Origin of the sequence: Pseudomonas sp. NPDC086566, assembly GCF_050280885.1 — a bacterium.
Taxonomy (GTDB): Bacteria; Pseudomonadota; Gammaproteobacteria; order Pseudomonadales; family Pseudomonadaceae; genus Aquipseudomonas; species Aquipseudomonas vlassakiae.
Genome location: NZ_JBNNWD010000002.1, coordinates 515,302 through 538,343, shown reverse-complemented (window position 1 = coordinate 538,343; position 23,042 = coordinate 515,302). Strand labels below are relative to the sequence as shown.

General features: G+C 61.6%; 19 protein-coding genes. 13 read left to right on the top strand and 6 right to left on the bottom strand.

Annotated features, from left to right (window positions below):
- Positions 1–78 precede the first annotated feature (78 nt).
- Positions 79–3,012, bottom strand: coding sequence for a bifunctional [glutamate--ammonia ligase]-adenylyl-L-tyrosine phosphorylase/[glutamate--ammonia-ligase] adenylyltransferase (gene glnE, locus ACQKPS_RS06670; protein WP_254481738.1), 2,934 nt, complete (start codon positions 3,010–3,012; stop codon positions 79–81).
- 383 nt (positions 3,013–3,395) lie between these two features.
- On the opposite strand from glnE, the gene aceE reads away from it, so the two are divergent.
- The 5 genes from aceE to ACQKPS_RS06645 all read left to right on the top strand — a co-directional run bounded on the left by aceE (position 3,396) and on the right by ACQKPS_RS06645 (position 12,031).
- Positions 3,396–6,041, top strand: coding sequence for a pyruvate dehydrogenase (acetyl-transferring), homodimeric type (gene aceE, locus ACQKPS_RS06665; protein WP_176506812.1), 2,646 nt, complete (start codon positions 3,396–3,398; stop codon positions 6,039–6,041).
- Between the two features lie 13 nt (positions 6,042–6,054).
- Entirely contained in the window at positions 6,055–7,701 is a 1,647-nt protein-coding gene (gene aceF, locus ACQKPS_RS06660; RefSeq protein ID WP_427603270.1) for a dihydrolipoyllysine-residue acetyltransferase, read from the top strand.
- A 247-nt stretch (positions 7,702–7,948) separates the two neighbouring features.
- Complete coding sequence (locus ACQKPS_RS06655) at positions 7,949–10,630, top strand: putative bifunctional diguanylate cyclase/phosphodiesterase (protein WP_254481740.1); 2,682 nt, start codon at positions 7,949–7,951, stop codon at positions 10,628–10,630.
- Between the two features lie 105 nt (positions 10,631–10,735).
- On the top strand, positions 10,736–11,404 hold the full coding sequence (gene msrA / locus ACQKPS_RS06650) for a peptide-methionine (S)-S-oxide reductase MsrA (RefSeq protein ID WP_186602869.1): 669 nt from the start codon (positions 10,736–10,738) through the stop codon (positions 11,402–11,404).
- A 3-nt stretch (positions 11,405–11,407) separates the two neighbouring features.
- On the top strand, positions 11,408–12,031 hold the full coding sequence (locus ACQKPS_RS06645) for a glutathione S-transferase (RefSeq protein ID WP_427603266.1): 624 nt from the start codon (positions 11,408–11,410) through the stop codon (positions 12,029–12,031).
- 84 nt (positions 12,032–12,115) lie between these two features.
- Here ACQKPS_RS06645 and ACQKPS_RS06640 read toward each other — a convergent pair whose 3' ends face one another.
- Positions 12,116–12,616, bottom strand: coding sequence for an ATP-dependent zinc protease family protein (locus tag ACQKPS_RS06640; RefSeq protein WP_254481742.1), 501 nt, complete (start codon positions 12,614–12,616; stop codon positions 12,116–12,118).
- Between the two features lie 182 nt (positions 12,617–12,798).
- Here ACQKPS_RS06640 and ACQKPS_RS06635 point away from each other — a divergent pair, with 182 nt between their 5' ends.
- Both ACQKPS_RS06635 and ACQKPS_RS06630 read left to right on the top strand, forming a co-directional pair.
- On the top strand, positions 12,799–13,686 hold the full coding sequence (locus ACQKPS_RS06635; RefSeq protein ID WP_427603264.1) for an acyltransferase: 888 nt from the start codon (positions 12,799–12,801) through the stop codon (positions 13,684–13,686).
- Between the two features lie 183 nt (positions 13,687–13,869).
- Positions 13,870–15,219: an APC family permease gene (locus ACQKPS_RS06630; protein WP_427603262.1), complete on the top strand. Its 1,350-nt coding sequence runs from the start codon at positions 13,870–13,872 to the stop codon at positions 15,217–15,219.
- 121 nt (positions 15,220–15,340) lie between these two features.
- Here ACQKPS_RS06630 and ACQKPS_RS06625 read toward each other — a convergent pair whose 3' ends face one another.
- On the bottom strand, positions 15,341–15,916 hold the full coding sequence (locus ACQKPS_RS06625; protein WP_427603260.1) for a DUF2780 domain-containing protein: 576 nt from the start codon (positions 15,914–15,916) through the stop codon (positions 15,341–15,343).
- A gap of 164 nt (positions 15,917–16,080) precedes the next feature.
- On the opposite strand from ACQKPS_RS06625, the gene ACQKPS_RS06620 reads away from it, so the two are divergent.
- The 5 genes from ACQKPS_RS06620 (at position 16,081) to ACQKPS_RS06600 (ending at position 19,598) form a co-directional block, all read left to right on the top strand.
- A complete protein-coding gene (locus ACQKPS_RS06620; protein ID WP_427603258.1) occupies positions 16,081–17,022 on the top strand; it encodes an RHS repeat-associated core domain-containing protein in 942 nt (313 codons plus the stop codon).
- A gap of 368 nt (positions 17,023–17,390) precedes the next feature.
- Positions 17,391–17,633: a hypothetical protein gene (locus ACQKPS_RS06615; RefSeq protein ID WP_427603256.1), complete on the top strand. Its 243-nt coding sequence runs from the start codon at positions 17,391–17,393 to the stop codon at positions 17,631–17,633.
- A 137-nt stretch (positions 17,634–17,770) separates the two neighbouring features.
- Positions 17,771–18,034 carry a DUF3077 domain-containing protein gene (locus ACQKPS_RS06610; protein WP_313200862.1) on the top strand — a complete coding sequence of 88 codons (264 nt, stop codon included), beginning with the start codon at positions 17,771–17,773 and terminating at the stop codon, positions 18,032–18,034.
- A gap of 162 nt (positions 18,035–18,196) precedes the next feature.
- Positions 18,197–19,177: an RHS repeat-associated core domain-containing protein gene (locus ACQKPS_RS06605; protein WP_427603254.1), complete on the top strand. Its 981-nt coding sequence runs from the start codon at positions 18,197–18,199 to the stop codon at positions 19,175–19,177.
- 211 nt (positions 19,178–19,388) lie between these two features.
- Complete coding sequence (locus tag ACQKPS_RS06600; RefSeq protein WP_254481757.1) at positions 19,389–19,598, top strand: hypothetical protein; 210 nt, start codon at positions 19,389–19,391, stop codon at positions 19,596–19,598.
- A gap of 44 nt (positions 19,599–19,642) precedes the next feature.
- Here ACQKPS_RS06600 and fdhA read toward each other — a convergent pair whose 3' ends face one another.
- Positions 19,643–20,842, bottom strand: coding sequence for a formaldehyde dehydrogenase, glutathione-independent (fdhA, locus tag ACQKPS_RS06595; RefSeq protein WP_051095434.1), 1,200 nt, complete (start codon positions 20,840–20,842; stop codon positions 19,643–19,645).
- Between the two features lie 295 nt (positions 20,843–21,137).
- Here fdhA and ACQKPS_RS06590 point away from each other — a divergent pair, with 295 nt between their 5' ends.
- Positions 21,138–21,464: a hypothetical protein gene (locus ACQKPS_RS06590; RefSeq protein ID WP_254481759.1), complete on the top strand. Its 327-nt coding sequence runs from the start codon at positions 21,138–21,140 to the stop codon at positions 21,462–21,464.
- Here ACQKPS_RS06590 and purU read toward each other — a convergent pair.
- Together purU and ACQKPS_RS06580 are read right to left on the bottom strand one after the other, a co-directional pair.
- A complete protein-coding gene (gene purU, locus ACQKPS_RS06585; RefSeq protein ID WP_254481761.1) occupies positions 21,461–22,318 on the bottom strand; it encodes a formyltetrahydrofolate deformylase in 858 nt (285 codons plus the stop codon). The two genes, ACQKPS_RS06590 and purU, sit on opposite strands and share 4 nt — an antisense overlap.
- 12 nt (positions 22,319–22,330) lie before the next feature.
- Entirely contained in the window at positions 22,331–22,963 is a 633-nt protein-coding gene (locus ACQKPS_RS06580; RefSeq protein WP_254481768.1) for a sarcosine oxidase subunit gamma, read from the bottom strand.
- Between the last annotated feature and the right edge of the window lie 79 nt (positions 22,964–23,042).

Below are 23,042 nucleotides of genomic sequence, written 5' to 3'. Positions count from 1 at the left end.
TATTCAGGCTATGTGGCGGACAGTGTACCACTGGAGCTGAGGCATGAGCCTTTGGGGCTGCTTTGCGGCCCCAGCATCTCAAGTCAGCCCCAGCTCACCCCAGATCCGTCGCACCTGGCGGCGCTCATCGGCAAACTGCGCCGCATCGATCACCCCGGCCTGCTTCTGCAGGGCCTGGCGGTGCGACGCCGAGCGGAACGCCTTGTACACCTCACGCAACAGCACCGCGTCACTGGCCGGCATCAGACCTGCCTGCTCCAGTTCTTCCAGGATGCGGATGTTATCGGTCCATCGAAGTATGGCCGGGTGCTCGTGAGACCAGGCCAAAGCGGCGTATTGCACCATAAATTCGATATCGACGATACCGCCGGCATCCTGCTTGATATCGAACGGCACACCGGCCTCGAAGGCATTGGCCGCGGTGCCGGCAAGGGTGGCCTTGGTGCCGAGGTTGTCGCGCATCTTGGCGCGCATCTCACTCACTTCGCTGCGCAACTTGCCCAGATCGCGGGGCTTGCCCAGGACCTTGGCACGCACACCCTCGAATGCCGTCGCCACCTGTTTGCAGCCCACCAGTACACGGGCACGCACCAGGGCCTGGTGCTCCCAGGTCCAGGCCTCGCTCTGCTGGTAGCGCTCGAACGCCCCCAGCGAACTGACCAGCAGCCCCGCCGCGCCAGACGGGCGCAGGCGCATGTCGACGTCGTACAGCTGGCCGGAGTTGGTCTGGGTCGTCAGCAGGTGGATGATGCGCTGGCCCAGGCGGGTGAAGAACTGCGCACCGTCGATCGGTTTGGCGCCGTCGGTCTCCGCCTGCGGGTCGCCATCGTGAATGAACACCAGGTCCAGGTCCGAGCCATGGCCCAGCTCCAGGCCGCCGACCTTGCCGTAGCCGATGATGATGAAGCCCGGGTCGCACAGGCTGCCGTCGCTGCGCCGGGGCTGGCCATGGCGGGCCACGGTCTGGCGCCAGGCCAGGGCCAGCACCTGGTCGAGAATGGCTTCGGCCAGCCAGGTCAGGTAGTCGCTGACTTTCATCAACGGCAGGTTGCCGCTGATTTCCGACGCTGCCACACGCAGGCTATGCGCCAGCTTGAAGTGGCGCAGAGCCTCCATCTGCTGTTCCAGGTCGTCCTCGGGGATGCGCGTCAGCCGCTCACGCAGCTCGGCGGCCAGCTCCGGCGCCAGTGGCGGGCTGAACAGGCGGCCTTCGTTGAGCAGTTCATCGAGCAGCAAGGGGTAGCGAGCAATCTGCTCGGCGATCCACGGGCTGGCTGCACACAGGGTCAGCAAGCGCCGCAAGGCACCCGGATTTTCGGTGAGCAGCACCAGGTAGGCCGAGCGCCGTGCCACGGCTTCGACCAGCGGCAACACGCGCTCCAGTACCAGGTCCGGGTTTTCGTGTTCCACGGCCTGGGCCAGCAGGCGTGGGATGAAGGCATCGAGGCGCTCGCGGCCGATGCGCTGCATCGAGCGCAGCTGCGGGCTGGCGCGCAGCGCTGCCAGGCGGCGCAAGGCTTCGGTCGGTTGCTTGAAACCGGCCTCTTCCAGCTGGCGACCTGCGGCTTCTTCATCCTGGGCCTGTTCCCACAGCGGGGACCACTCGCCGCCGACCATCAGCTCGCCTTCACCTTCGTCTTCATCCGGGTCGGCAATGACCTGACGGAAGTGCCAGTCCACCCTGCCGCGCCAGTACGTCAACTGATCGTGGAAACGCTGCCAGTCGGCAAAGCCAAGCATATAGGCGACACGCTCACGGTCGAGTTCGTTGTCCGGCAGCATCTGCGTCTGGCGGTCGGCGATGGCCTGGATGGCGTGTTCGGTGTAGCGCAGGAACTCATAGCCTTCGCGCAGCTCTGCCACCACGGCGGGTGGCAGGTAACCCTGGCCTTCCAGGATTGCCAGCACCTTGAGCAAAGGCCGCAGTTGCAGGCTCAGGTCACGGCCACCGTGAATCAGCTGGAAGGCCTGGGCGATGAACTCGACTTCGCGGATGCCACCCGCGCCCAGCTTGATGTTGTCGGCCATGCCCTTGCGCCGCACTTCTTGCTGGATCAGCTGCTTCATGGTGCGCAGCGCTTCGATCGCCGAAAAGTCCAGGTAACGCCGATACACGAACGGTTTCAGCATGTCCTGCAGTTGCGCGCCAGCGGCCTGGTCACCCGCCACCACCCGCGCCTTGATCATCGCGTAGCGTTCCCAGTCGCGGCCCTGGTCCTGGTAGTACTGCTCCAGCGCATTGAAGCTGAGTACCAGCGCCCCGGCCGAGCCGTAGGGGCGCAGGCGCATGTCGACACGGAATACAAAGCCGTCGACGGTCACCGGGTCGAGCGCCTTGATCAGGCGCTGGCCCAGGCGGGTGAAGAATTCCTGGTTTTCCAGCGAGCGCTTGACCCCTTCGGTTTCGCCGCCTTCGGGGAAGGCGAAGATCAGGTCGATGTCCGACGACAGGTTCAGCTCCACCGCGCCCAATTTGCCCATGCCCAGCACCACCATGTGCTGCGGCTGGCCGCTACGGTTGCCGATCGGCGTGCCGAACTGCTGGCAGTGGCGCGGGTACAGCCACTGGTAGGCTTCATCGATGGCCGCATCGGCGAGGTCGGACAAATCGCGGCAGGTCTCGCCCAGCTCGGCCTGGCGGGTAATGTCACGCCAGATGATGCGCAGCTGATGGCGATTGCGCTGGCGACGCAGGTTGCGCGCCAGTTCGTCCTCGGTCTGCGCGGCCTGGGCTGCAGCGGCGACCTGCCCGCGGAGCTCGCCCGGTGCGTAACGGCGGTCCAGTTCACCGCTGGCGATCAGGGTGAACAGCATGGCCGGCTCGCGCTGGGCAACGCCCAGGAAAAAATCACTGGCGGCGGCGACCTGATCGAACTGTTGCCGGTGCAACGGCGTCCAGCTGTTCAGGTCGAGGTCAGCGTGGCCTGCCACGGCCTCGCGCAGGAACTGCTGGTTGCGAACGACCAGCGGTTGCAGGGAAGCAGGCAGTTCGAGCGGCAAAGGTAGGCGCATGGTCTATCCTTGATCGGCGTGAAATGGAGGGGAAAAAGCGGCCAAGAGGGAGCCAGACCTCGGTTGGACTGTCATACAAAAGTTGGAAATAGCTGAAAAAAACGAATCATTGGCATGAAACATCAAGATTCACCCGTTCGCGACACACCGCCAACCAACATGAACGTTTTTCCTCACAAGCCAAGGTGCGACCAAACGTCGCATTTGTGTAGTTTTACTACTACCCGTGACGTGCAAAAGCATGAAATGCCGAAGCAAATGTAGTAAAACTACACGGCGCCGGGAGACACCCCGGTAATCCAAGAATTCACGACGTCTGCCCATAAGGCCAGTCGCAAACTCAGGCCCCCGATTCTGGTGGCCTTTCCGCCCTGGAGCAAGCCATGCAAGACCTCGATCCAATCGAAACCCAGGAATGGCTGGATGCCCTGGAGTCGGTCCTCGACAAAGAAGGCGAAGACCGCGCTCATTACCTGATGACCCGCATGGGCGAGCTGGCCACCCGCAGTGGCTCCCAGCTGCCATACGCGATCACCACGCCATACCGCAACACCATCCCTGTCACCCACGAAGCACGCATGCCTGGCGACCTGTTCATGGAACGCCGCATTCGCTCGATGGTGCGTTGGAACGCGCTGGCCATGGTGATGCGCACCAACCTGAAGGATTCGGATCTGGGCGGCCACATCTCCAGCTTCGCTTCCAGTGCCACCCTGTACGACATCGGCTTCAACTACTTCTTCCAGGCACCGACCGAAGAACATGGCGGCGACCTGATCTTCTTCCAGGGCCACGCCTCGCCAGGCGTCTACGCCCGTGCCTTCATGGAAGGCCGCATCAGCGAAGAGCAGATGAACAACTTCCGTCAGGAAGTGGACGGCAACGGCCTGTCTTCGTACCCGCACCCATGGCTGATGCCTGACTTCTGGCAGTTCCCGACCGTATCCATGGGTCTGGGCCCGATCCAGGCCATCTACCAGGCACGCTTCATGAAGTACCTGGAAGCCCGTGGCTTCATCCCGGCCGGCAAGCAGAAGGTCTGGTGCTTCATGGGCGACGGCGAGTGCGACGAGCCGGAATCCCTGGGCGCAATCGCCCTGGCCGGCCGCGAGAAGCTGGACAACCTGATCTTCGTCATCAACTGCAACCTGCAGCGCCTCGACGGCCCGGTTCGCGGCAACGGCAAGATCATCCAGGAACTCGAAGGCGTATTCCGTGGCGGTGGCTGGAACGTCAACAAGGTGGTCTGGGGCCGCTTCTGGGACCCACTGTTCGCCAAGGACACCAACGGTGCCCTGCAGCGCCGCATGGACGAAGTCATCGACGGCGAGTACCAGAACTACAAAGCCAAAGACGGCGCGTACGTTCGTGAGAACTTCTTCAACACCCCAGAGCTCAAGGCCATGGTCGAAGACCTGTCCGACGACGAGATCTGGAAGCTCAACCGTGGCGGCCACGACCCGTACAAGGTCTACGCGGCTTACCATCAGGCGGTCAACCACAAGGACCAGCCAACCGTCATCCTGGCCAAGACCATCAAGGGTTACGGTACCGGTGCCGGCGAAGCCAAGAACACCGCGCACAACACCAAGAAGGTCGACGTCGACAGCCTGCGTCACTTCCGTGACCGCTTCGACATCCCGGTCAAGGATGCCGACCTCGAGAACCTGCCGTTCTTCAAGCCTGAAGAAGGTTCTGCCGAAGCCAAGTACCTGGCCGAGCGCCGTGCTGCCCTGGGCGGTTTCGTGCCACAGCGCCGTGCCAAGAGCTTCAGCGTACCGACCCCGCCACTGGAAACGCTGAAAGCGATCCTGGACGGCTCGGGCGACCGCGAAATTTCCACCACCATGGCCTTCGTGCGCATCCTGGCGCAGCTGGTCAAGGACAAGGACATCGGCCAGCGCATCGTCCCGATCATCCCGGACGAAGCCCGTACCTTCGGTATGGAAGGCATGTTCCGCCAGCTAGGCATCTACTCGTCGGTCGGCCAGCTCTACGAGCCTGTCGATAAAGACCAGGTGATGTTCTACCGCGAAGACAAGAAGGGCCAGATCCTCGAGGAAGGCATCAACGAAGCCGGCGCCATGTCGTCGTTCATCGCTGCCGGTACCTCGTACAGCTGCCACAACCAGCCGATGCTGCCGTTCTACATCTTCTACTCGATGTTCGGCTTCCAGCGCATTGGCGACCTGGCCTGGGCTGCCGGCGACAGCCGTACCCGTGGCTTCCTGATCGGCGGTACCGCCGGCCGCACCACCCTCAACGGTGAAGGCCTGCAGCACGAAGACGGTCACAGCCACATGATGGCGGGCACCATCCCGAACTGCCGCACCTACGATCCGACCTACGGCTACGAGCTGGCGGTGATCATCCAGGACGGCATGAAGAAGATGACCGAAGAGCAGCAGGACATCTTCTACTACATCACCGTGATGAACGAATCCTACCAGCAGCCAGCCATGCCGGCCGGTGTCGAGGAAGGCATCATCAAGGGCATGTACCTGCTCGAAGAAGACACCCGCGAAGCCGCGCACCACGTACAGCTGATGGGCTCCGGCACCATCCTGCGCGAAGTCCGCGAAGCGGCGAAGATCCTGCGTGAAGAGTTCAACGTCGGTGCCGACGTGTGGAGCGTCACCAGCTTCAACGAACTGCGTCGCGACGGCCTGGCCGTGGAACGCGCCAACCGCCTGAAGCCTGGCCAGAAGCCACAGCAGACCTACGTCGAGCAGTGCCTGAACGGTCGCAAAGGTCCGGTCATCGCCTCCACCGACTACATGAAGCTGTTCGCCGAGCAGATCCGCCAGTGGGTGCCGAGCAAAGAGTTCAAGGTCCTGGGTACCGACGGTTACGGTCGCAGCGACAGCCGCAAGAAGCTGCGTCACTTCTTCGAAGTCGACCGCCACTTCGTGGTGCTGGCTGCCCTGGAAGCCCTGGCTGACCGCGGCGAGATCGAACCCAAGGTTGTGGCTGACGCCATCGTCAAGTTCGGCATCGACCCGGACAAGCGCAACCCACTGGACTGCTGAGGAGTATTTTTAAGTGAGCGAACTCATTCGCGTACCTGACATCGGCAGCGGTGAAGGTGAAATCATCGAGCTGTTCGTCAAGGTCGGTGACCGTATCGAGGCTGACCAGAGCCTGCTGACCCTGGAGTCCGACAAGGCCTCCATGGAGATCCCGGCGCCCAAGGCCGGCGTGATCAAGGAACTGAAGGTCAAGTTGGGCGACCGCCTGAAAGAAGGCGACGAGTTGCTGGTCCTGGAAGCCGAGGGCGCCGCTGCTGCGGCTCCTGAGGCCCCGGCTGCCGCTCCGGCTCCAGCTGCCGCCCCAGCGCCAGCCGCCGAAGCAGCCCCTGCTCCGGCAGCAGCGCCGGCTGCCGCCAGCGTGCAGGACATCCACGTACCGGACATCGGTTCGTCGGGCAAGGCCAAGATCATCGAAGTGCTGGTCAAGGTCGGCGATACCGTCGAAGCCGATCAGTCGCTGATTACCCTGGAGTCCGACAAAGCCTCCATGGAAATCCCGTCGCCGGCTGCCGGCGTGGTCGAAGAAGTCCTGTGCAAGCTGGAAGACGAAGTCGGCACTGGCGACCTGATCTTCAAGCTGAAGGTTGCTGGCGCTGCGCCGGCTGCCGCTCCGGCACCTGCCGCTGCTGCTCCGGCCAAGGCTGAGGCTGCTCCGGCCGCCGCACCTGCCGCTGCCGCCCCGGCTCCAGCTCCAGCTCCAGCTCCAGCTCCGGTCGCTACCGCACCGGCTGCCGGCAGCAACGCAAAGGTTCACGCCGGCCCGGCAGTTCGCCAGCTGGCCCGTGAATTCGGTGTCGACTTGGGCGCAGTTGCTGCCACCGGTCCGCACGGCCGCATCCTCAAAGAAGACGTGCAGGTCTACGTCAAGGCGATGATGCAGAAGGCCAAGGAAGCCCCGGCAGCCGCTGGCGCAACCGGTGGCGCTGGCATCCCGCCGATCCCGGCCGTGGACTTCAGCAAGTTCGGTGAAGTAGAAGAAGTGGCCCTGACCCGCCTGATGCAGGTCGGTGCCACCAACCTGCACCGCAGCTGGCTGAACGTGCCGCACGTGACCCAGTTCGACTCCGCCGACATCACCGAGCTGGAAGCCTTCCGCGTTGCGCAGAAGGCCGTGGCCGAGAAAGCTGGCGTCAAGCTGACCGTGCTGCCACTGCTGCTCAAGGCCTGCGCCTTCCTGCTCAAGGAACTACCAGACTTCAACAGCTCGCTGGCGCCAAGCGGCAAGGCCATCATCCGCAAGAAGTACGTGCACATCGGCTTCGCCGTGGACACCCCGGACGGCCTGCTGGTCCCTGTGATCAAGAACGTCGACCAGAAGAGCCTGCTGCAACTGGCTGCCGAAGCCGCTGCGCTGGCCGAGAAGGCGCGCACCAAGAAGCTGTCGGCCGACGACATGCAAGGTGCCTGCTTCACCATCTCCAGCCTCGGCCACATTGGCGGCACCGGCTTCACGCCGATCGTCAACGCGCCGGAAGTGGCGATCCTCGGCGTCTCCAAGGCGACCATGCAGCCAGTCTGGGATGGCAAGGCCTTCCAGCCGAAGCTGATGCTGCCGCTGTCGCTGTCCTACGATCACCGTGTGATCAACGGCGCTGCCGCCGCGCGCTTTACCAAGCGCCTGGGCGACGTGCTGAGCGATATCCGCACCATGCTGCTGTAAGCGGCACACTGCCCCTCCTCGGAGGGGCAGCACCCTTTTCGAGCTGCCACGCTCGTACCTCAACCCCGCCAGCTGGCGGGGCTTTTTTTTGCCTGGCAAAAGCGCAAGGCCAATTAAGGATTTCAGCCCGGCGGCCGAAAACATATACATGACAACCCTCATGGCCGCTTGCCAGCCTCAGGGACATGATGCAACCTTGCCAGATACGCCGCCGTCCAGGCCGCGTCCCCCTTCAAGCGAGTCTTCGATGAAAAGCCAACCCGATGCCGCCAGCCGTGTGGCGGCCGAGGTCGTCACGCAGCTCCCCGTGCCCTCGCGGCTCGGCATGCTGCGTTTCGAAAGGCTGAACGAAGCCAGCTGGGCGATGCTTTATCTCGATCCTGCTTGCGAGCGCCAGTTCGGCTTGCCCGCTGCCGAGCTGTGTGCGCTGATCGATGCGCCTTATGCCAGCCTGATGGAGCCCGAGGCCCGCTACCGGTTGCACGATGAAATCCAGTTGCAACTGAGCAGCCGCGGCTACTACCGGGTGCGTTACACCCTGCACACCCAGGCCCGCGCGCTGCGCCTGCTGGAGGCCGGCGAGGCGTTCAAGCAGCACAACCGCCAACTGCTGCGCGGCTTCCTCACGGTGCTGGATGACGACGACAGTGAGCTCGACACCGACGACCTGGAATCGCGCAACAACCGCCTGCAACTGGCCCTGCAGATCAATCAGCGTGCCCAGCAGGAGCAGCTTGAACACCTGGAGCGCGTGCGTGCCCAGCAAGACCTTATCCTGCGCCTGGCCCGCCAGCGCTACAGTGCCGAAAACTCGCTGCTCGAAGCCGCCCAACTGATTACCCGCAGCGCCTGCGAGATCTACAAGGTTGACAGCGCCAGCATCTGGCACCTGGAAGAGCAGCGCCTGGAGCCGATCAGTGCCTGGCTGCGCGACGAGCAGGTGCACCGCCTGCCCGAACCGATCGATGCCAGCCGCTTCCCCGACTACCTGGACGCCTTGCACGCCAGCCGTGCCATCGACGCGCACAACGCCAACCACGACCCGCGCACCCGTGACCTGGCCGAAAGCCTCTACGCCAACAACAACGCCATGCTCGACGCCAGCATCCGCGTCGATGGCCAGGTAGTCGGCGTGTTGTGCCTGGAGCAGACCGGCCAGCCACGCGCCTGGCAGTCCGATGAAATTGCCTTTGCCGGTGAGCTCGCCGACCAGTTCGCCCAGGTCATCACCAACCACAACCGGCGCACCGCCGCCAGCGCCCTGCACCTGTTCCAGCGGGCCGTGGAACAAAGCGCCAGCGCCTTCCTGCTGGTCAACCGCGACGGCGTGGTGGAGTACGTCAACCCAAGCTTCACGGCCATCACCCAGTACAGCACCGAGGAAGTCCAGGGCCACCACCTGGCCGAGCTGCCAGCCCTGGAAAACCTCAGCGAGCTGCTGTTCGACTCGCCGTCGAGCCTGGCCATGGGCAACAGCTGGCAGGGCGAATTCAAGAGCCGGCGCAAGAACCTCGAACCTTACTGGGGCCAGCTGTCGATCTCCAAGGTGTATGGCGACAACCGTGAACTGACGCACTACATCGGCATCTACGAAGACGTCACCCAGACCAAGCTGGCCCAACAACGCATCGAGCGCCTGGCCTACACCGACAACCTGACCAACCTGGGCAACCGCCCGGCATTCATCCGCAAGCTCGATGAACGCTTCGCCCGCGACAGCGAGAACCCGATCTGCCTGCTGCTGGTGGACATCGACAACTTCAAGCGGATCAATGACAGCCTCGGCCACCAGACCGGCGACAAGCTGCTGATCAGCCTGGCCCGGCGCCTGCGCAACAGCCTGAGCGTCAACGGCGTGCTCGCCCGTTTCGCCAGCAACGAGTTCGCCGTGCTGCTCGACGACACCAGCCTGGAAGACGGCCAGGGCGTAGCCCTGCAATTGCTGCGCACCCTCGACAAGCCGATGTTCGTCGACAACCAGCTGATCAACGTGACCGCCTCGGTGGGCCTGGCGTGCGCGCCGCTGCACGGCAGCGACCCGACCACCCTGATGAAGAACGCCGGCCTCGCCCTGCACAAGGCCAAGGCCAACGGCAAGCACCAAGTGCAGGTGTTCACCGAAGTGCTCAACGCCGAAGCCAGCTACAAGCTGTTCGTCGAGAACAACCTGCGCCGCGCCCTGACCCAGAACGAGCTGGAGGTGTTCTACCAGCCCAAGCTGTGCCTGCGCAGCGGCCGCCTGCTGGGCCTCGAGGCCTTGCTACGCTGGAACCACCCCGAGCGCGGCATGATCCGCCCGGACCAGTTCATCAGCGTGGCCGAAGAAACCGGCCTGATCATCCCCATCGGCAAGTGGGTGGTGCGCCAGTCGTGCCGCATGAGCCAGCAGTTGCAGCAAGCCGGCATGGGCTGCTTGCACGTGGCCATCAACCTTTCGCCCAAGCAGTTCTCCGACCCCGACCTGGTGGCCTCGATCGGTTTGATCCTCAAGGAAGAAGGCCTGCCCCCGCACCTGCTGGAGCTGGAACTCACCGAAGGCCTGCTGCTGGAAGCGACCGAAGACACCCACCGCCAGCTCGACGAGCTCAAGGCCCTGGGCCTGACCCTGGCCATGGACGACTTCGGCACCGGTTATTCGTCGCTGAGCTACCTGAAGAAATTTCCGATCGACATCATCAAGATCGACCGCAGCTTCATCAACGAGATCCCCGACAACCAGGACGACATGGAAATCACCTCGGCGGTGGTGGCCATGGCCCACAACCTCAAGCTCAAGGTGGTGGCCGAAGGGATCGAGACGCCGGAGCAGCTCGCCTTCCTGCGCCGACACCGCTGCGACGTCGGCCAGGGCTACCTGTTCGACCGGCCAATCCCGGGCCGCGAGCTGGAAGAAAAACTCAAGCGCTATCCGCGCGGCCCAATAGCCTGACAGCTGCTTCAAGCTCGGGCACACTAATACCCATTCGGGCCCTTTCGCGGGCACGCCCGCGAAGGCCCCAACACCTATCCAACTGAATCAATACGAGGAACGGCCATGGTCCTGCGTTCGGAAATCCTGGTGAACAAAAACGTCATGCCAACCGCGGAGCAAGCCCTGCCTGGCCGCGAAACGCCCATGCAGCTGCCCGAGTTCCACTACGTTTTCAAAGACACGCCGCTGCTCGGCCCATTCTTCGAAGGCGCCATCGATTTCGCCATCTTCGGCCTGGGCTGCTTCTGGGGCGCCGAGCGCCGCTTCTGGCAGCGTGAAGGCGTGGTCAGCACGGTGGTCGGCTACGCCGGTGGCTTCACCCCGCACCCGACCTACGAAGAAGTCTGCTCGGGCCTGACCGGCCACACCGAGGTGGTGCTGGTGGTGTTCGACAAGGACAAGGTCAGCTACCGCGAGCTGCTGGCGATGTTCTGGGAACTGCACAACCCGACCCAGGGCATGCGCCAGGGCAACGACATCGGTACCCAGTACCGCTCGGCCATCTACTGCACCAGCCCTGAGCAGCTGGAGCAGGCCAAGGCCAGCCGCGACGCCTTCCAGGCCGAGCTGAGCAAGGCCGGCTTCGGCGAAATCACCACCGAAATCGACCAGGCGCCGACTGTGTACTTCGCCGAGGCCTACCACCAGCAGTACCTGGCCAAGAACCCGGACGGCTACTGCGGTATCGGCGGCACCGGCGTGTGCCTGCCACCGAGCCTGCAGGGCAACTGAACCATGAGCACGATGACCCTGTTCCACTCGCCGCTGTCACCTTTCGTGCGCAAGGTCATGGTGGTGCTGCACGAGACCGGCCAGCTAGACCGTGTCGCGCTGCAGCCGGTGAACATCAGCCCGGTGAGCGGCGACGAGCAGCTCAACCAGGACAACCCGATCGGCAAGATCCCGGCTCTGCGCCTGGAGGACGGCACCGTGCTGCACGACAGCCGAGTGATCTGCGAGTACCTCGACCTGCAGCATGTCGGCCAGCCGCTGCTGCCACGCGAGGGGTCGGCGCGCTGGCGGCGCATGACCTTGGCTTCGCAGGCGGACGCGATCATGGATGCGGCTGTGCTGAGCCGCTACGAAAGCTTCCTGCGGCCTGAAGCGAAGCGCTGGGAGGGCTGGCTCGAAGCGCAAGCCGAGAAGATTCGCCGCAGCCTGGCGAACCTTGAGCAGGAGCACCTGGCAGAGCTGGCGTCCGGGTTCGATATGGCATCGATTGGCGTGGCCTGTGCGCTAGGGTACCTGGACCTGCGTCAGCCGGAGTTCGGCTGGCGTGAGCGCCAGCCTGGCTTGGCGGCGTGGTATGCCGAGGTGGCAAAGCGGCCGTCGATGGTCGCTACAGCCCCGGTGGCCTGAAGGGCCAATCGCGGATAAATCCGCTCCTACAAATACGTGTAGGAGCGGATTTATCCGCGGTGAGGCCGGCACAGGCAGTAGAAATCAGCAGTCAGGATTGCCCGCCGTGAACTTCTTGGCCGGGTTCACCGCAGCCTTGAACTGGCGCAACGCCTTGGAACCAATCAGCAACGGGTAGTTGAAGTGGCTGCGGTCCACCAGGTTGACCTCCATGGTGCGCTTCACGCCACCCAGGCACATCTCCAGGTCGATCACCGGCCGCTTGGAGATTTCCGGCGCATCGCCCTCGTCCTCTTCCTCGGCACGCCCTTTGATCTTGCTGATTCGCGAGACCTGGTGCTCGTAGACCTTGCCGTCGGAATCCTTGGTGGCCAGGCGGAAACGCACCCACTCCTCGCCATCGCGGGTGAACAACTCGATGTCCTTGGCCGACAGCGAGGCCGTCCAGGCGCCGGTGTCCATCTTGGCTTTCAAGGTCTGGCCAAGCTCAGGCAACTTGATGTTCTCGTAACGGCCATACAGCGTCGGCTCGGCGGCCATTACCGGCAACGCCAACAGCGATAACAGGGCAAATAGAGATTTCACAGGCAGGCTTCCTTGAAAAGGGTCAGTGCTTAGACTGCACTGGCAGGATAGGTTCGCTGTCACAAGCCTAACCAACATGTTGTGAAACATTTGTCCCCGCCGTCCGGCATTGGGCATTTGGCGTAGGCCGCGCTGCTGCTTATCATTGCGCCCTGCTAATTTCCCACAACAAGAGTTTCCTTATGCGTCGCCTGCTTACCGGCATTCTCACGACCATCCTGCTGCTGCTCAACACTTTGGTGTTGATCTGCCCGCTGCTGGTCTTCGCCCTGCTCAAACTGGTGCTGCCGGGCCGTGGGCGTGACTATGCATCGTGGGCGGTAATGTGGGTGGCCGAAACCTGGTCGGAAATCGACAAGGCCATCTTCGCCCTGTGCATCCCGACCCAGTGGGACATTCGCGGTGTCGAGAACCTGCGCACCGACACCTCGTACCTGGCCGTCAGCAACCATCAGACCTGGGTCGATATCCCGGCGCTGATCGAAAGCCTCAACCGCCGCACCCCGTTCTTCAAGTTCTTCCTCAAGAAGGAGCTGATCTGGGTACCGCTGCTGGGCCTGGCCTGGTGGGGCCTGGATTATCCGTTCATGAAGCGCTACAGCAAGGCGTATCTGGAGAAGCACCCGGAACTCAAGGGCAAGGACCTGGAAATCACCAAGGCCGCCTGCGAGCTGTTCAAGCGCCAGCCGGTAACGGTGGTCAACTACCTCGAAGGCACCCGCTTCACCGAGGCCAAGCACCGTGAACAGCAATCGCCCTATCGCTACCTGCTCAAGCCCAAGGCCGGCGGCGTGGCGTTCGTGCTGGCCGCGTTGGGCGAACAGCTGGATGCGCTGCTGGACGTCACCATCGTCTATCCCGGCAACCAGGCGCCGGGGTTCTGGGCTTTGCTCAACGGCAGCATCAACCGGGTGATTATCGACATTCAAGTGCGTGAGCTGGACCCGGCGTTGTGGGATGGGGATTACGAGAATGATCCGGCCTTCCGCCAGACCGTGCAGGCCTGGGTCAATCAGCTTTGGCTGGAGAAGGACCAGCGGATTGCACAACTGCGTGCGGAAATAGGCTGAGACCTTTGCCGTCTGTACCGGCCTCTTCGCGGGGCAAGCCCGCGAAGAGGCCGGCACAGGGATATGCCTAACCCAATTAAAACCCAGGCTAATAATTAGAATAAGTAATCCTTCTTTGTCATCACCCACCCAAGTGGATAAAAATCGACCAAAGCACAACTACAAAAATGCCTGGATCGATCGATGGCCAACCCACCCAGCTCCAACTCCGCCCAACTTCGCCGTGTCCTCGGCCTCCCCGCCCTCGTGTTCTTCGGCCTGGTATACATGGTCCCGTTGACCATTTTCACCACCTACGGCATCGTCACCGAACTCACCGGTGGCCGCACTGCCGGCGCCTACATGGTCACCCTGGTGGCCATGCTGTTCACCGCCGCGTCGTACAGCTTCATGGTCAAGCGCTTCCCGGTCGCGGGCTCGGCGTACTCCTACACCAACACGGCCTTCGGCCCCAACGTCGGCTTTCTCGCCGGCTGGTCGCTGCTGCTCGACTACCTGTTCCTGCCGATGATCAACTACCTGCTGATCGGCCTGTTCCTCAACATCGCCTTCCCGGCCATCCCGGCGTGGTCCATCGCCCTGGCCTCGATCGCGCTGGTGACGGTGCTGAACGTGGTCGGCATCCACTCGGTGGCCAAGACCAGCAACCTGATCGTCGGCGCGCAGATCGTCTTCATCGTGGTGTTCGTCGCGCTGTCGTGCCAATCGCTGGCCGGCCAGCCGCTGGACCTGCTGGCGCCGCTGCTTGGGGATAACTCCAAGCCAGGTTTCGGTCCGATCATGGCGGGTGCTGCGGTGCTGTGCCTGTCATTCCTCGGCTTCGATGCCGTGTCGACCCTGGCCGAAGAATGCCGCGACGCCCGCCGGGACGTGCCACGGGCAATCATCCTTACTACCCTGTTCGCCGGGGTGCTGTTCACCGTGCTGGCCTACGTCAGCCAGTTGGTGATGCCCGGTACTACTTTCGCCAATGCCGATGCGGCAGCCAACGAGGTGATGTTCAAGGCGGGCGGGCAGTTCCTGGCCAACTTCTTCACGGCTGCGTATGTCGCCGGCAGCCTCGGCTCGGCGCTGGCCTCGCAGGCGGCGGTGTCGCGCATCCTGTTCACCATGGGGCGCGACAACGTGCTGCCGCGGCGCAGCTTCGGCTACCTGTCGCCACGCTTCGGCACGCCAGTGTTCGCCATTGCGCTGGTATCGGCATTCTCGCTGCTGGCGTTGGTGATCGACCTGGCCACCCTCGCCTCGCTGATCAGCTTTGGTGCGCTGGTGGCCTTCTCGGCGGTGAACCTGGCGGTGGTGAAGACTCACCTGATGGACGATGGCGCCCAGCGTAACCTCAAGGGGTTGCTGTGCTACGGCCTGGTGCCGCTGGTGGGGTTGGCGCTGACCTTGTGGCTGTGGACCAGCCTGTCAGCACTGACGTTGGTGATTGGCCTGTGCTGGTTTGCGTTTGGCCTGGCGTACCTCGCAGTGCTGACCGCAGGGTTCCGTCGCTCAGTGCGCCTGGTGGACTTTACCGAAGCTGCTTAACGAACATGCTTAACACCTGTGGGAGCGGGCTTGTCCCGCGAACACCGGCGTAGCCGGTGCCAGGCTCTGCGTCGCCTAGTTCGCGGGGCAAGCCCGCTCCCACAAGGTCCTCACACGGCCGTCAGACCGAAGGCTGTGCCAACGGCGCCGGCGACGTCCACAAACTCCCCAGGTTCTGCAGCAACGACCCGGCAATCCCCTGCTGCCCCAGGTACTGCAGAATCAACGGCGCAAACTGCCCGATCATCCCGGTGTCCATCCCCAGCGCCTTGAACGCATTGTCCAGGTCGCTGCGGTTCTGCACATCGTTGCCCAGCGCCTTATCCAAGGCCGACTGGCTGCCTTTGTCGCTACCCAGCAATTCACCCAATCCGCTCAGCCCGCCCAGGACATTGGCGCCCGACAGCAGGTCCAGCCCGGGCACGGCCTTGGTCAGCTGGCCATAGTCGTCGCTGCTCAGGTTGTTGCGCGCCAGCCCCAGCATCGCCCCTGCCCCGCCCACGGCCTGCTCGGGGGTAATGTTCAACTGGCTGCCCAGGGTGTTGAGCAGATTGGCCTGCGCCTCGGGCGCCTGCACCTGCCCCTGCTGCTTCTGGTTCTGCATGGTGGAGACGGCGTTGGCGGCGTCGCTCAGATTGAAGGCGAACACCGGACTTGCGGCCAGGGTCATCAGGGTTGCCAGGGTGAATGCTTTCATCGGGAGGGACCTCGCTGGCCGGGATGGCCTGGGAAACGAGCAATTGGACTGAAAATTCAGGAAGTGGTTCCTACCTCTTTGTCACCTGTCAAATCTGCCAGTTGAGACCAAATCCACCAGGGCGCACATTGGAGGCCTTCAGTAGCTCACTGAGAGTCGAACCCATGGCGACCAATTCGGGAAAAGAATTTTCAAGCCCAGATTCATCAACAGAAAGTCAGGGAACCGCGCTGGAAAGGCCCCTTTTGCACTTCTACCAAAATGATCACTTGGCAACTGAGCATTCTAAAAAAAACACGCGAAGTATCCTATGGGCCGGTGGCCTAGCTATGGCTCAATTAGACCAGGCGAAAGCATGCGCCTTCCTTCAGGTGGACCAAGCGAACTCTGTATTGGGCATGCACCCTGAATTAATGGCCTATTCACCCTACGGTCATCTTGAAATTGGCCACTTAGAATCTTTGTTCGCTTTCAATGGGCAGCGACGTCACCTTATCCTGAAAGCGTATATTTTGGGTAATGGCAAACGAGTGTATCTTCCTGCGCTATTTAGATTCTCCAGCCGCGACATATATAGTCCATCCGAGCAAGGCGGCCTGAACACTTACGCCTACTGCGCAGGGGACCCTATCAACCGAACAGATCCAAGTGGGCACATCTTCAAGTGGATTCGAAATCTGTTTGCACCTAAGCGCTCATCCTTCACAACCATTTCAAAATTAATCGCTAAAGATACTTCCCTTGACTACGCACAAAAGCTTCCATTGCAGAAGCTCGAGCTTCCCAGCTACGCTACTGCATTAGCTACACATGGTAATCCGTTTGAGCGAGCACCGACTTATGCGGCTATTCCATTCCAAGGACAGGAAACAAGGAGCATTAATTTGGGCGAGCCGCTAACGCCCATCTCAGCCTCTGACGCCCGAAGAGAATTGCTCATACTCAAAGAACGACACGACAGGTTCACTCAAGGCAAACCAAACTCACCAAACCCAGAATTTAAAAGAATGACAGACCTGCTTAATATAGAAAAGAAAATACTCATAGTTCAACACCGCCGAGTATTAGGAATTCGTAAAGAAGAAACTAGCCTGCTCCGACGATAGGATAGGGTACTAACCCGTGTCCATCACCATCGGCGCTGCGGGATACCCAAATATTATTCCAACCCGTATCAGAGCTTCCGTTTTTTCCACTTACCTGTAGGACGTTTCTGAATTACAGTCCCAAGCCGCTTAAGCCATTGCGATGATCTGGGCTGGGCTCTAGTCTCGGTCGGTCGCTGCGAAATCAGCGACCGGCTTTGACAGGCCGACCAGAAAATCCTCATGGCTTTCGCCTTCGATGGCGGCTGTGTTTGGGGCACTTCGTGTGCGCCGGGTTTTTGGTTTTTCTACCGGTCTGTCAACCCAAGCACAGCTGCCACCCTTTTGTTTGACAGCAGAGGGTGGTGGCCCCTATCGAGAAAAAACCGATGCTTAAGATTGTCCCCGATCCACCCCACACTTCCCATTCCCTCGAAGACACCCTCATCCAGGCCACGGACTATGCGCTGTGTGCCCAGACCGTCGCGCATCAGGCGATTCTGCTGCAGCCCAAGTCACCGGCCTCGATTCTGATCATGGCCACGCTGCATGAGCTCGAAACGCTGCGGGTGCTGCTTGAGACGGCGTTGATTCAGGTGCAGATGCCGGCGGAGCCGCGGACGCTGCATTAAGGCTTGAGATTTGTGTTGGCTGGGCTGGCCCTTCGCGGCTGAAGCCGCTCCTACAGGGGTTGCGCAGGGCCTGTAGGAGCGGCTTTAGCCGCGAAAGGGCCGGGCCTGACTGTCGAGAACTTCAGGGAGATAGAACGATGACCGGCGACGACACCAAAACCACCGTAGGCACGACTTTTTTCTACCAGGGCGAAGGCCAGACGCACCCGCTGTTCTGCATTGCCCCGGGTATTCCCTGCCAGAGTGCGCGCGAACAGGCTTCGGAATTGATGGGCTATGTGCGGGATTTGACCATTGATGGCCTGATGGACAACAAGCCGCAGTTGCTTTGGGCTTCACATTATCTGAGCGCGTTGGCCAAGGCGCTGATGGATGATGCTGAGCTAGGGATGATGCGCTGAGTGATGGGTTGGCAGGGCTGGCCTCTTCGCGGGCACGCCCGCTCCCACACGTGCCGTGTCAGGCTATGAAACTAGTATTTCTGCCAGTATCAAAATCCCTATGGCTGTTCAGAATGGGCTTCAAGCGGCCTCCTTTCATCCAGCACGGCAGGGACTTGAATCGTGAGCAAAACAGCTAAAAACTCGATTTTCTTCTACCAGGGCAACAAGCTCATCACCGTGAAACAAGGCGAGCAACACCGCGCCCTCTTTCGCCATGCGGCACAGCCGTTGGCCGAGCAGCAAATTAATGGACAATACGACACCACTCTACTAGCCGCTGATAAAAGTGGTTCGATTCTCAATGCAAAGGCTGGAGAAAATGCGCAAGACCATTCTTACTCAGCCTATGGCCACAACCCAACCCTACCCTCAATGCTGACCGTTGCCGGCTTCAACAGTGAATTTTTCGACCCAAGGTCAGCCTGCTATCTGCTTGGGCTCGGATATCGAACCTACAACCCGGTGTTGATGCGATTTCGATCAGCAGACTCCTGGAGTCCTTTCGGGCAAGGCGGCATAAACGCTTACGCCTACTGCAGCGGTGACCCGATCAATTACACCGACCCCAGCGGCCATATTCTGGCACTGATTAAGCCTGCCCCCCCGCTTATCAACACAAAGCCCAGACCGCCTAAATTTCTAACATCTTTCCGCAACCAGATTCGGCGCCGTTTCACAGTCGAGCATTATGAGACCTCAACCAGGACAGTAATTGGACACCCTGGAGACGGCAACGGTGCAAACAGCCAGGCAATCACAACAACACGCAGAACGCTGCGCACCACGGAGCTATTCGAAGTGGTTGCCGATCCACACAAAGGCCAGGCTACGGTACACGTCACCCGCACCAATCTGGACAGTTTCCTAGAAGTCAGTAATGACCTGCGAGCAGCGCAAGCGGTCAACGCACTGGGGAATACGGCTAAAGCAGTGAGCCCTGCCTACCTCCAGAATTTGGAGAACCGCCGGTTGGGTTTGACCCTGTATGGCGAGGCGCTGGCGCAACGAGCTGCTAACCCACTCGACCTGACGGCATACGAAGCAGGAACCTTCCGGGTAAGCCCTGGCTCTGCCTCGGCTATCCGACGGGCTAGCCAATGAAGCAAAAAGATAATGTCCATCGCAATGCTGACACAGCCCAAAGCACCAACTGGGACTTGAGTAACGCTTCCGGATTGTCCCTCTGGCAAGCGCATTCCCACACTATGACGGGCTATAAAACTGTTATTTCTGCCAGTAGCAAAATCCCTGCATCTGTTCAGAATGGGCTTCAAGCAGCCGCCATTCATCCAGCACGGCAGGGACTTGAATCATGAGCAAAGCATCGAACCGTTCGCTTTTCTTCTACCAGGGCGACAAGCTCATCACCGTGAAAGAAGGCGACCAACATCGCGCCATCTTCCGCAATGCGGAACAACCGCTGGCAGAGCTGAGCGCAGACGACACGCACTCCAGCGGCCTGCTGGCCACCGATCAGATGGGCTCGGTGCTGGTCGTGCAAGGCTCAGACAAGCAGCCATAAAAAAAAGCCCCTCGAGATGAGGGGCTTTTCGTTGCATCACAGCATCACGCCGCGCCCCACATCTTGTGCGGGTCGATCACGAATTTCTTCGGCACGCCTGCATCGAACTCGCCGTAGCCTTCCGGCGCCTGATCCAGGTTGATCACCTGCACGCCGACCACTTCAGCAATGTTGATGCGGTCCCACATGATCGCCTGCATCAGCTGGCGGTTGTACTTCATGGTCGGGGTCTGGCCGGTGTGGAAGCTGTGCGACTTGGCCCAGCCCAGGCCGAAGCGGATGCTCAGCGCGCCGATCTTGGCGGCGGCATCCACCGCGCCCGGGTCTTCGGTCACGTACAGGCCCGGGATGCCGATGTTGCCGGCCACGCGGGTCACTTGCATCAGCGAGTTCAGCACGGTGGCTGGCGCTTCATGCTTGGCACCTTCGTGGCCATGGCCACGTGCCTCGAAGCCAACGGCGTCAACGGCGCAGTCCACTTCCGGTTCGCCGAGGATGTCGACGATCTGCTCGTGCAGCGGGGTGTCCTTGGACAGGTCGACCACTTCGAAGCCCTGGGACTTGGCGTGGGCCAGGCGAGCCGGATTGAGGTCGCCAACGATCACGCAGGCGGCGCCCAGCAGGCGTGCCGAGGCAGCGGCGGCCAAGCCGACCGGGCCGGCACCGGCGACGTAGACGGTGCTGCCAGGGCCTACACCGGCAGTGACAGCGCCGTGGTAGCCGGTTGGCAGGATGTCGGACAGGCAGGTCAGGTCACGGATCTTTTCCATGGCCTTGTCGCGGTCCGGCAGTTTCAGCAGGTTGAAGTCGGCGTACGGCACCAGCACGTACTCGGCCTGGCCGCCGGTCCAGTCGCCCATGTCGACATAGCCGTAGGCGCCGCCAGCGCGGGCCGGGTTGACGGTGAGGCAGACACCGGTGTGCATCTCTTTGCACGAGCGGCAACGGCCGCAGGCGACGTTGAACGGTACCGACACCAGGTCGCCGATCTTCAGGCGCTCTACGTCACGCCCCATCTCGACGATTTCACCGGTGATTTCGTGGCCCAGGACCAGGCCGACCTGGGCAGTGGTGCGGCCACGGACCATGTGCTGGTCGGAGCCGCAGATGTTGGTGGAAACCACCTTGAGGATCACGCCGTGCTCGATCTTGTTGCCGCGTGGGTCTTGCATTTTCGGGTAGTCGATTTTCTGCACCTCGACCTTGCCCGCGCCGAGATACACCACTCCACGATTGCCAGACATGCTCTTACCTCGCTCGATTTATATTTATGCAGCGGTGGTTGAACGCGCCGCCATCCATGGGCGGCTTGTGTTACTGGAATGCAGGGAATTGTGGGCCTGATACGGCGATTTGCACTGACTGGAAGCGACAGGGAGATGCCTTTTAACGGCAATGCCCCAACCCTCCAGAAACCGGCGTTCACAACCCTCACCATGTGAGCCGGTGCTCAAGCCATAGATAGTTACTGCAAGGTTGCCTTGGTCGCCTGCTTTGATGTGCAAACGTCATGTGACGTATCAAGCAGGAGTTTCTCGCATGAATCTTCAAGATTACTGGGTAAAAGCTGCCACCCAATACGGTATAGCCCTGGACGTCGAATATGGGCTAAACAAAGGGGACGGTATTTTCATGGGTACCGAATGGCTATTCGAGACCGTCGAGGCCAGTGTTGAGCAAGGGTGGAAATACGAGTTTGATGCTGACGGCGATGAGGTTTGGGAGGTAGCCTGGGATACCTGGCAGCATGGCTTGGTTGGCACCACTAAGACGACTGAAGCATTCCGAGTCAAGTACATAGCGGCACTCAAGGAGGCGATTCAAGACTACTTGAACTCGATCGCCCCTCAAGGCAGCAACGGTTAAAGCACCACCGTCCGGTTGGCGTTGAGGAACACCCGCCGCTCGATGTGATACCCCACCGCCCGCGCCAAGGTCAGGCACTCGATATCGCGCCCCTTGGCAATCAGGTCTTCCGGGTAATGGCTGTGGTCAACCACCTCGACGCCCTGGGCAATGATCGGCCCTTCGTCGAGGTCGTTGTTGATATAGTGCGCCGTGGCGCCGACCATCTTCACGCCCTTGTTGTAAGCCTGGTGATAAGGCTTGGCGCCCTTGAACCCAGGCAGCAACGAGTGGTGAATGTTGATCGCCCAACCATCCAGGCGCCGGCACAGCTCCGGCGACAATACCTGCATGTAGCGGGCAAGCACCACCAGCTCCGCGCCGGTTTCCTCGATCACCTGGACCACCTTGCGCTCTTGCGCCGGCTTGTCCTTCGGGTCGAGGGCGAAGTGGTAGTAGGGAATCTTGTGCCAGTGTGCCAGGGGTTCGAGGTCGGGGTGGTTGGACACCACCGCGACCACGTCCATGGCCAGCTGGCCAATGCGCTGACGATACAGCAGGTCGTTCAGGCAATGGTCGGCCTTGGACACCATGATCACCACCTTGGGGCGATGGTTGGGTGCGGTCAGCTCGAAGGCCATGCCGAAGGCTTCGCTGCGCTCGGCGAGGCCGGCACGGAAGCCCGCCTCGTCGAAATCATCCGGCTGGCGGAACTCCACGCGAATGAAGAAACGCCCCGACAGCCGGTCATCGAAGGAGTGGTGCTCGGTGACGTAGCAGCGCTGCTCGTAGAGGTAACGCGTCACCACGTCGACGGTGCCGAGCATGCTCGGGCAGTCGGCGGTGAGAATCCAGGTATCCGGTGCCCGACTCATGTTCTGCTCTCCTTAGGCTTCGATGCTCAAGCCGTACTCGGCCGAAGCGTCCTGCAGCCACAGCCACCAGTAGTCAGCGAAGCTGCGGCGGATCACCAGTTCCCAGGTGTCTTCGGCGGTGCGGCGTATCACCAGCTGCGACTTGGCGAACACGGTGCCGACGGCCTTGCCGACCGGGAAGTTGTTCGGGTGAACATCATAGCTGGTCGATTTCATCAGCACTTCGCGCACATTCGGGCCGCGCAGTTCCAGCAGGCTCTGCCCGCCGCTGACGTTGACCACCTGGATGTGCTGGCCTTCGAGGGCCGCGCGCAGCTTCTGCTCGACCGCCAGTTCCTGGCCGCCCGGGACGATCAGCAGCCACTCGTCAGGGCCGACCCATTGCAGCGACATCTCGTTGTTGGCGACCACGGTCAGGGCGACCGGCAGCTCAAGGCCCAGGGCCTTGTGCACGCCGGCGGCGAATTCCGGGTCGTGGCCATTGCCACGCAGCGTGAGGTGGCCGAGGAACTTGCGTTCACGCAGGGTCACGCCTGCGTTCTTGCGGCCCTTGCCAACCAGGCTGGCCAGGTCGGCGTGGTGCAGTGGCGACTGGGCCTTGGCCTCGGCGCCGGGGTTTTGCTGGAAGACGTTGATAGCGCTCATTTCTTACCTGCCTTGAATTCTGTTGTCCGTAAGACCGAAGGTCAGACGCAATGCCCGAATGCTGGCGAGAGTCTGTGGG

Bases quoted from the DNA above. Each gene is read 5' to 3' on its own strand.
- ACQKPS_RS06610 (WP_313200862.1), top strand. From the start codon at position 17,771: ATGACCGGCGACGACACCAAAACCACCGTAGGCACGACTTTTTTCTAC.
- glnE (WP_254481738.1), bottom strand. From the start codon at position 3,012: ATGCGCCTACCTTTGCCGCTCGAACTGCCTGCTTCCCTGCAACCGCTG.
- purU (WP_254481761.1), bottom strand. From the start codon at position 22,318: ATGAGTCGGGCACCGGATACCTGGATTCTCACCGCCGACTGCCCGAGC.
- ACQKPS_RS06620 (WP_427603258.1), top strand. From the start codon at position 16,081: ATGGCGACCAATTCGGGAAAAGAATTTTCAAGCCCAGATTCATCAACA.
- ACQKPS_RS06630 (WP_427603262.1), top strand. From the start codon at position 13,870: ATGGCCAACCCACCCAGCTCCAACTCCGCCCAACTTCGCCGTGTCCTC.
- aceE (WP_176506812.1), top strand. From the start codon at position 3,396: ATGCAAGACCTCGATCCAATCGAAACCCAGGAATGGCTGGATGCCCTG.
- ACQKPS_RS06625 (WP_427603260.1), bottom strand. From the start codon at position 15,916: ATGAAAGCATTCACCCTGGCAACCCTGATGACCCTGGCCGCAAGTCCG.
- ACQKPS_RS06655 (WP_254481740.1), top strand. From the start codon at position 7,949: ATGAAAAGCCAACCCGATGCCGCCAGCCGTGTGGCGGCCGAGGTCGTC.
- msrA (WP_186602869.1), top strand. From the start codon at position 10,736: ATGGTCCTGCGTTCGGAAATCCTGGTGAACAAAAACGTCATGCCAACC.
- ACQKPS_RS06600 (WP_254481757.1), top strand. From the start codon at position 19,389: ATGAGCAAAGCATCGAACCGTTCGCTTTTCTTCTACCAGGGCGACAAG.
- ACQKPS_RS06635 (WP_427603264.1), top strand. From the start codon at position 12,799: ATGCGTCGCCTGCTTACCGGCATTCTCACGACCATCCTGCTGCTGCTC.
- ACQKPS_RS06590 (WP_254481759.1), top strand. From the start codon at position 21,138: ATGAATCTTCAAGATTACTGGGTAAAAGCTGCCACCCAATACGGTATA.
- ACQKPS_RS06615 (WP_427603256.1), top strand. From the start codon at position 17,391: ATGCTTAAGATTGTCCCCGATCCACCCCACACTTCCCATTCCCTCGAA.
- fdhA (WP_051095434.1), bottom strand. From the start codon at position 20,842: ATGTCTGGCAATCGTGGAGTGGTGTATCTCGGCGCGGGCAAGGTCGAG.
- ACQKPS_RS06645 (WP_427603266.1), top strand. From the start codon at position 11,408: ATGAGCACGATGACCCTGTTCCACTCGCCGCTGTCACCTTTCGTGCGC.
- ACQKPS_RS06580 (WP_254481768.1), bottom strand. From the start codon at position 22,963: ATGAGCGCTATCAACGTCTTCCAGCAAAACCCCGGCGCCGAGGCCAAG.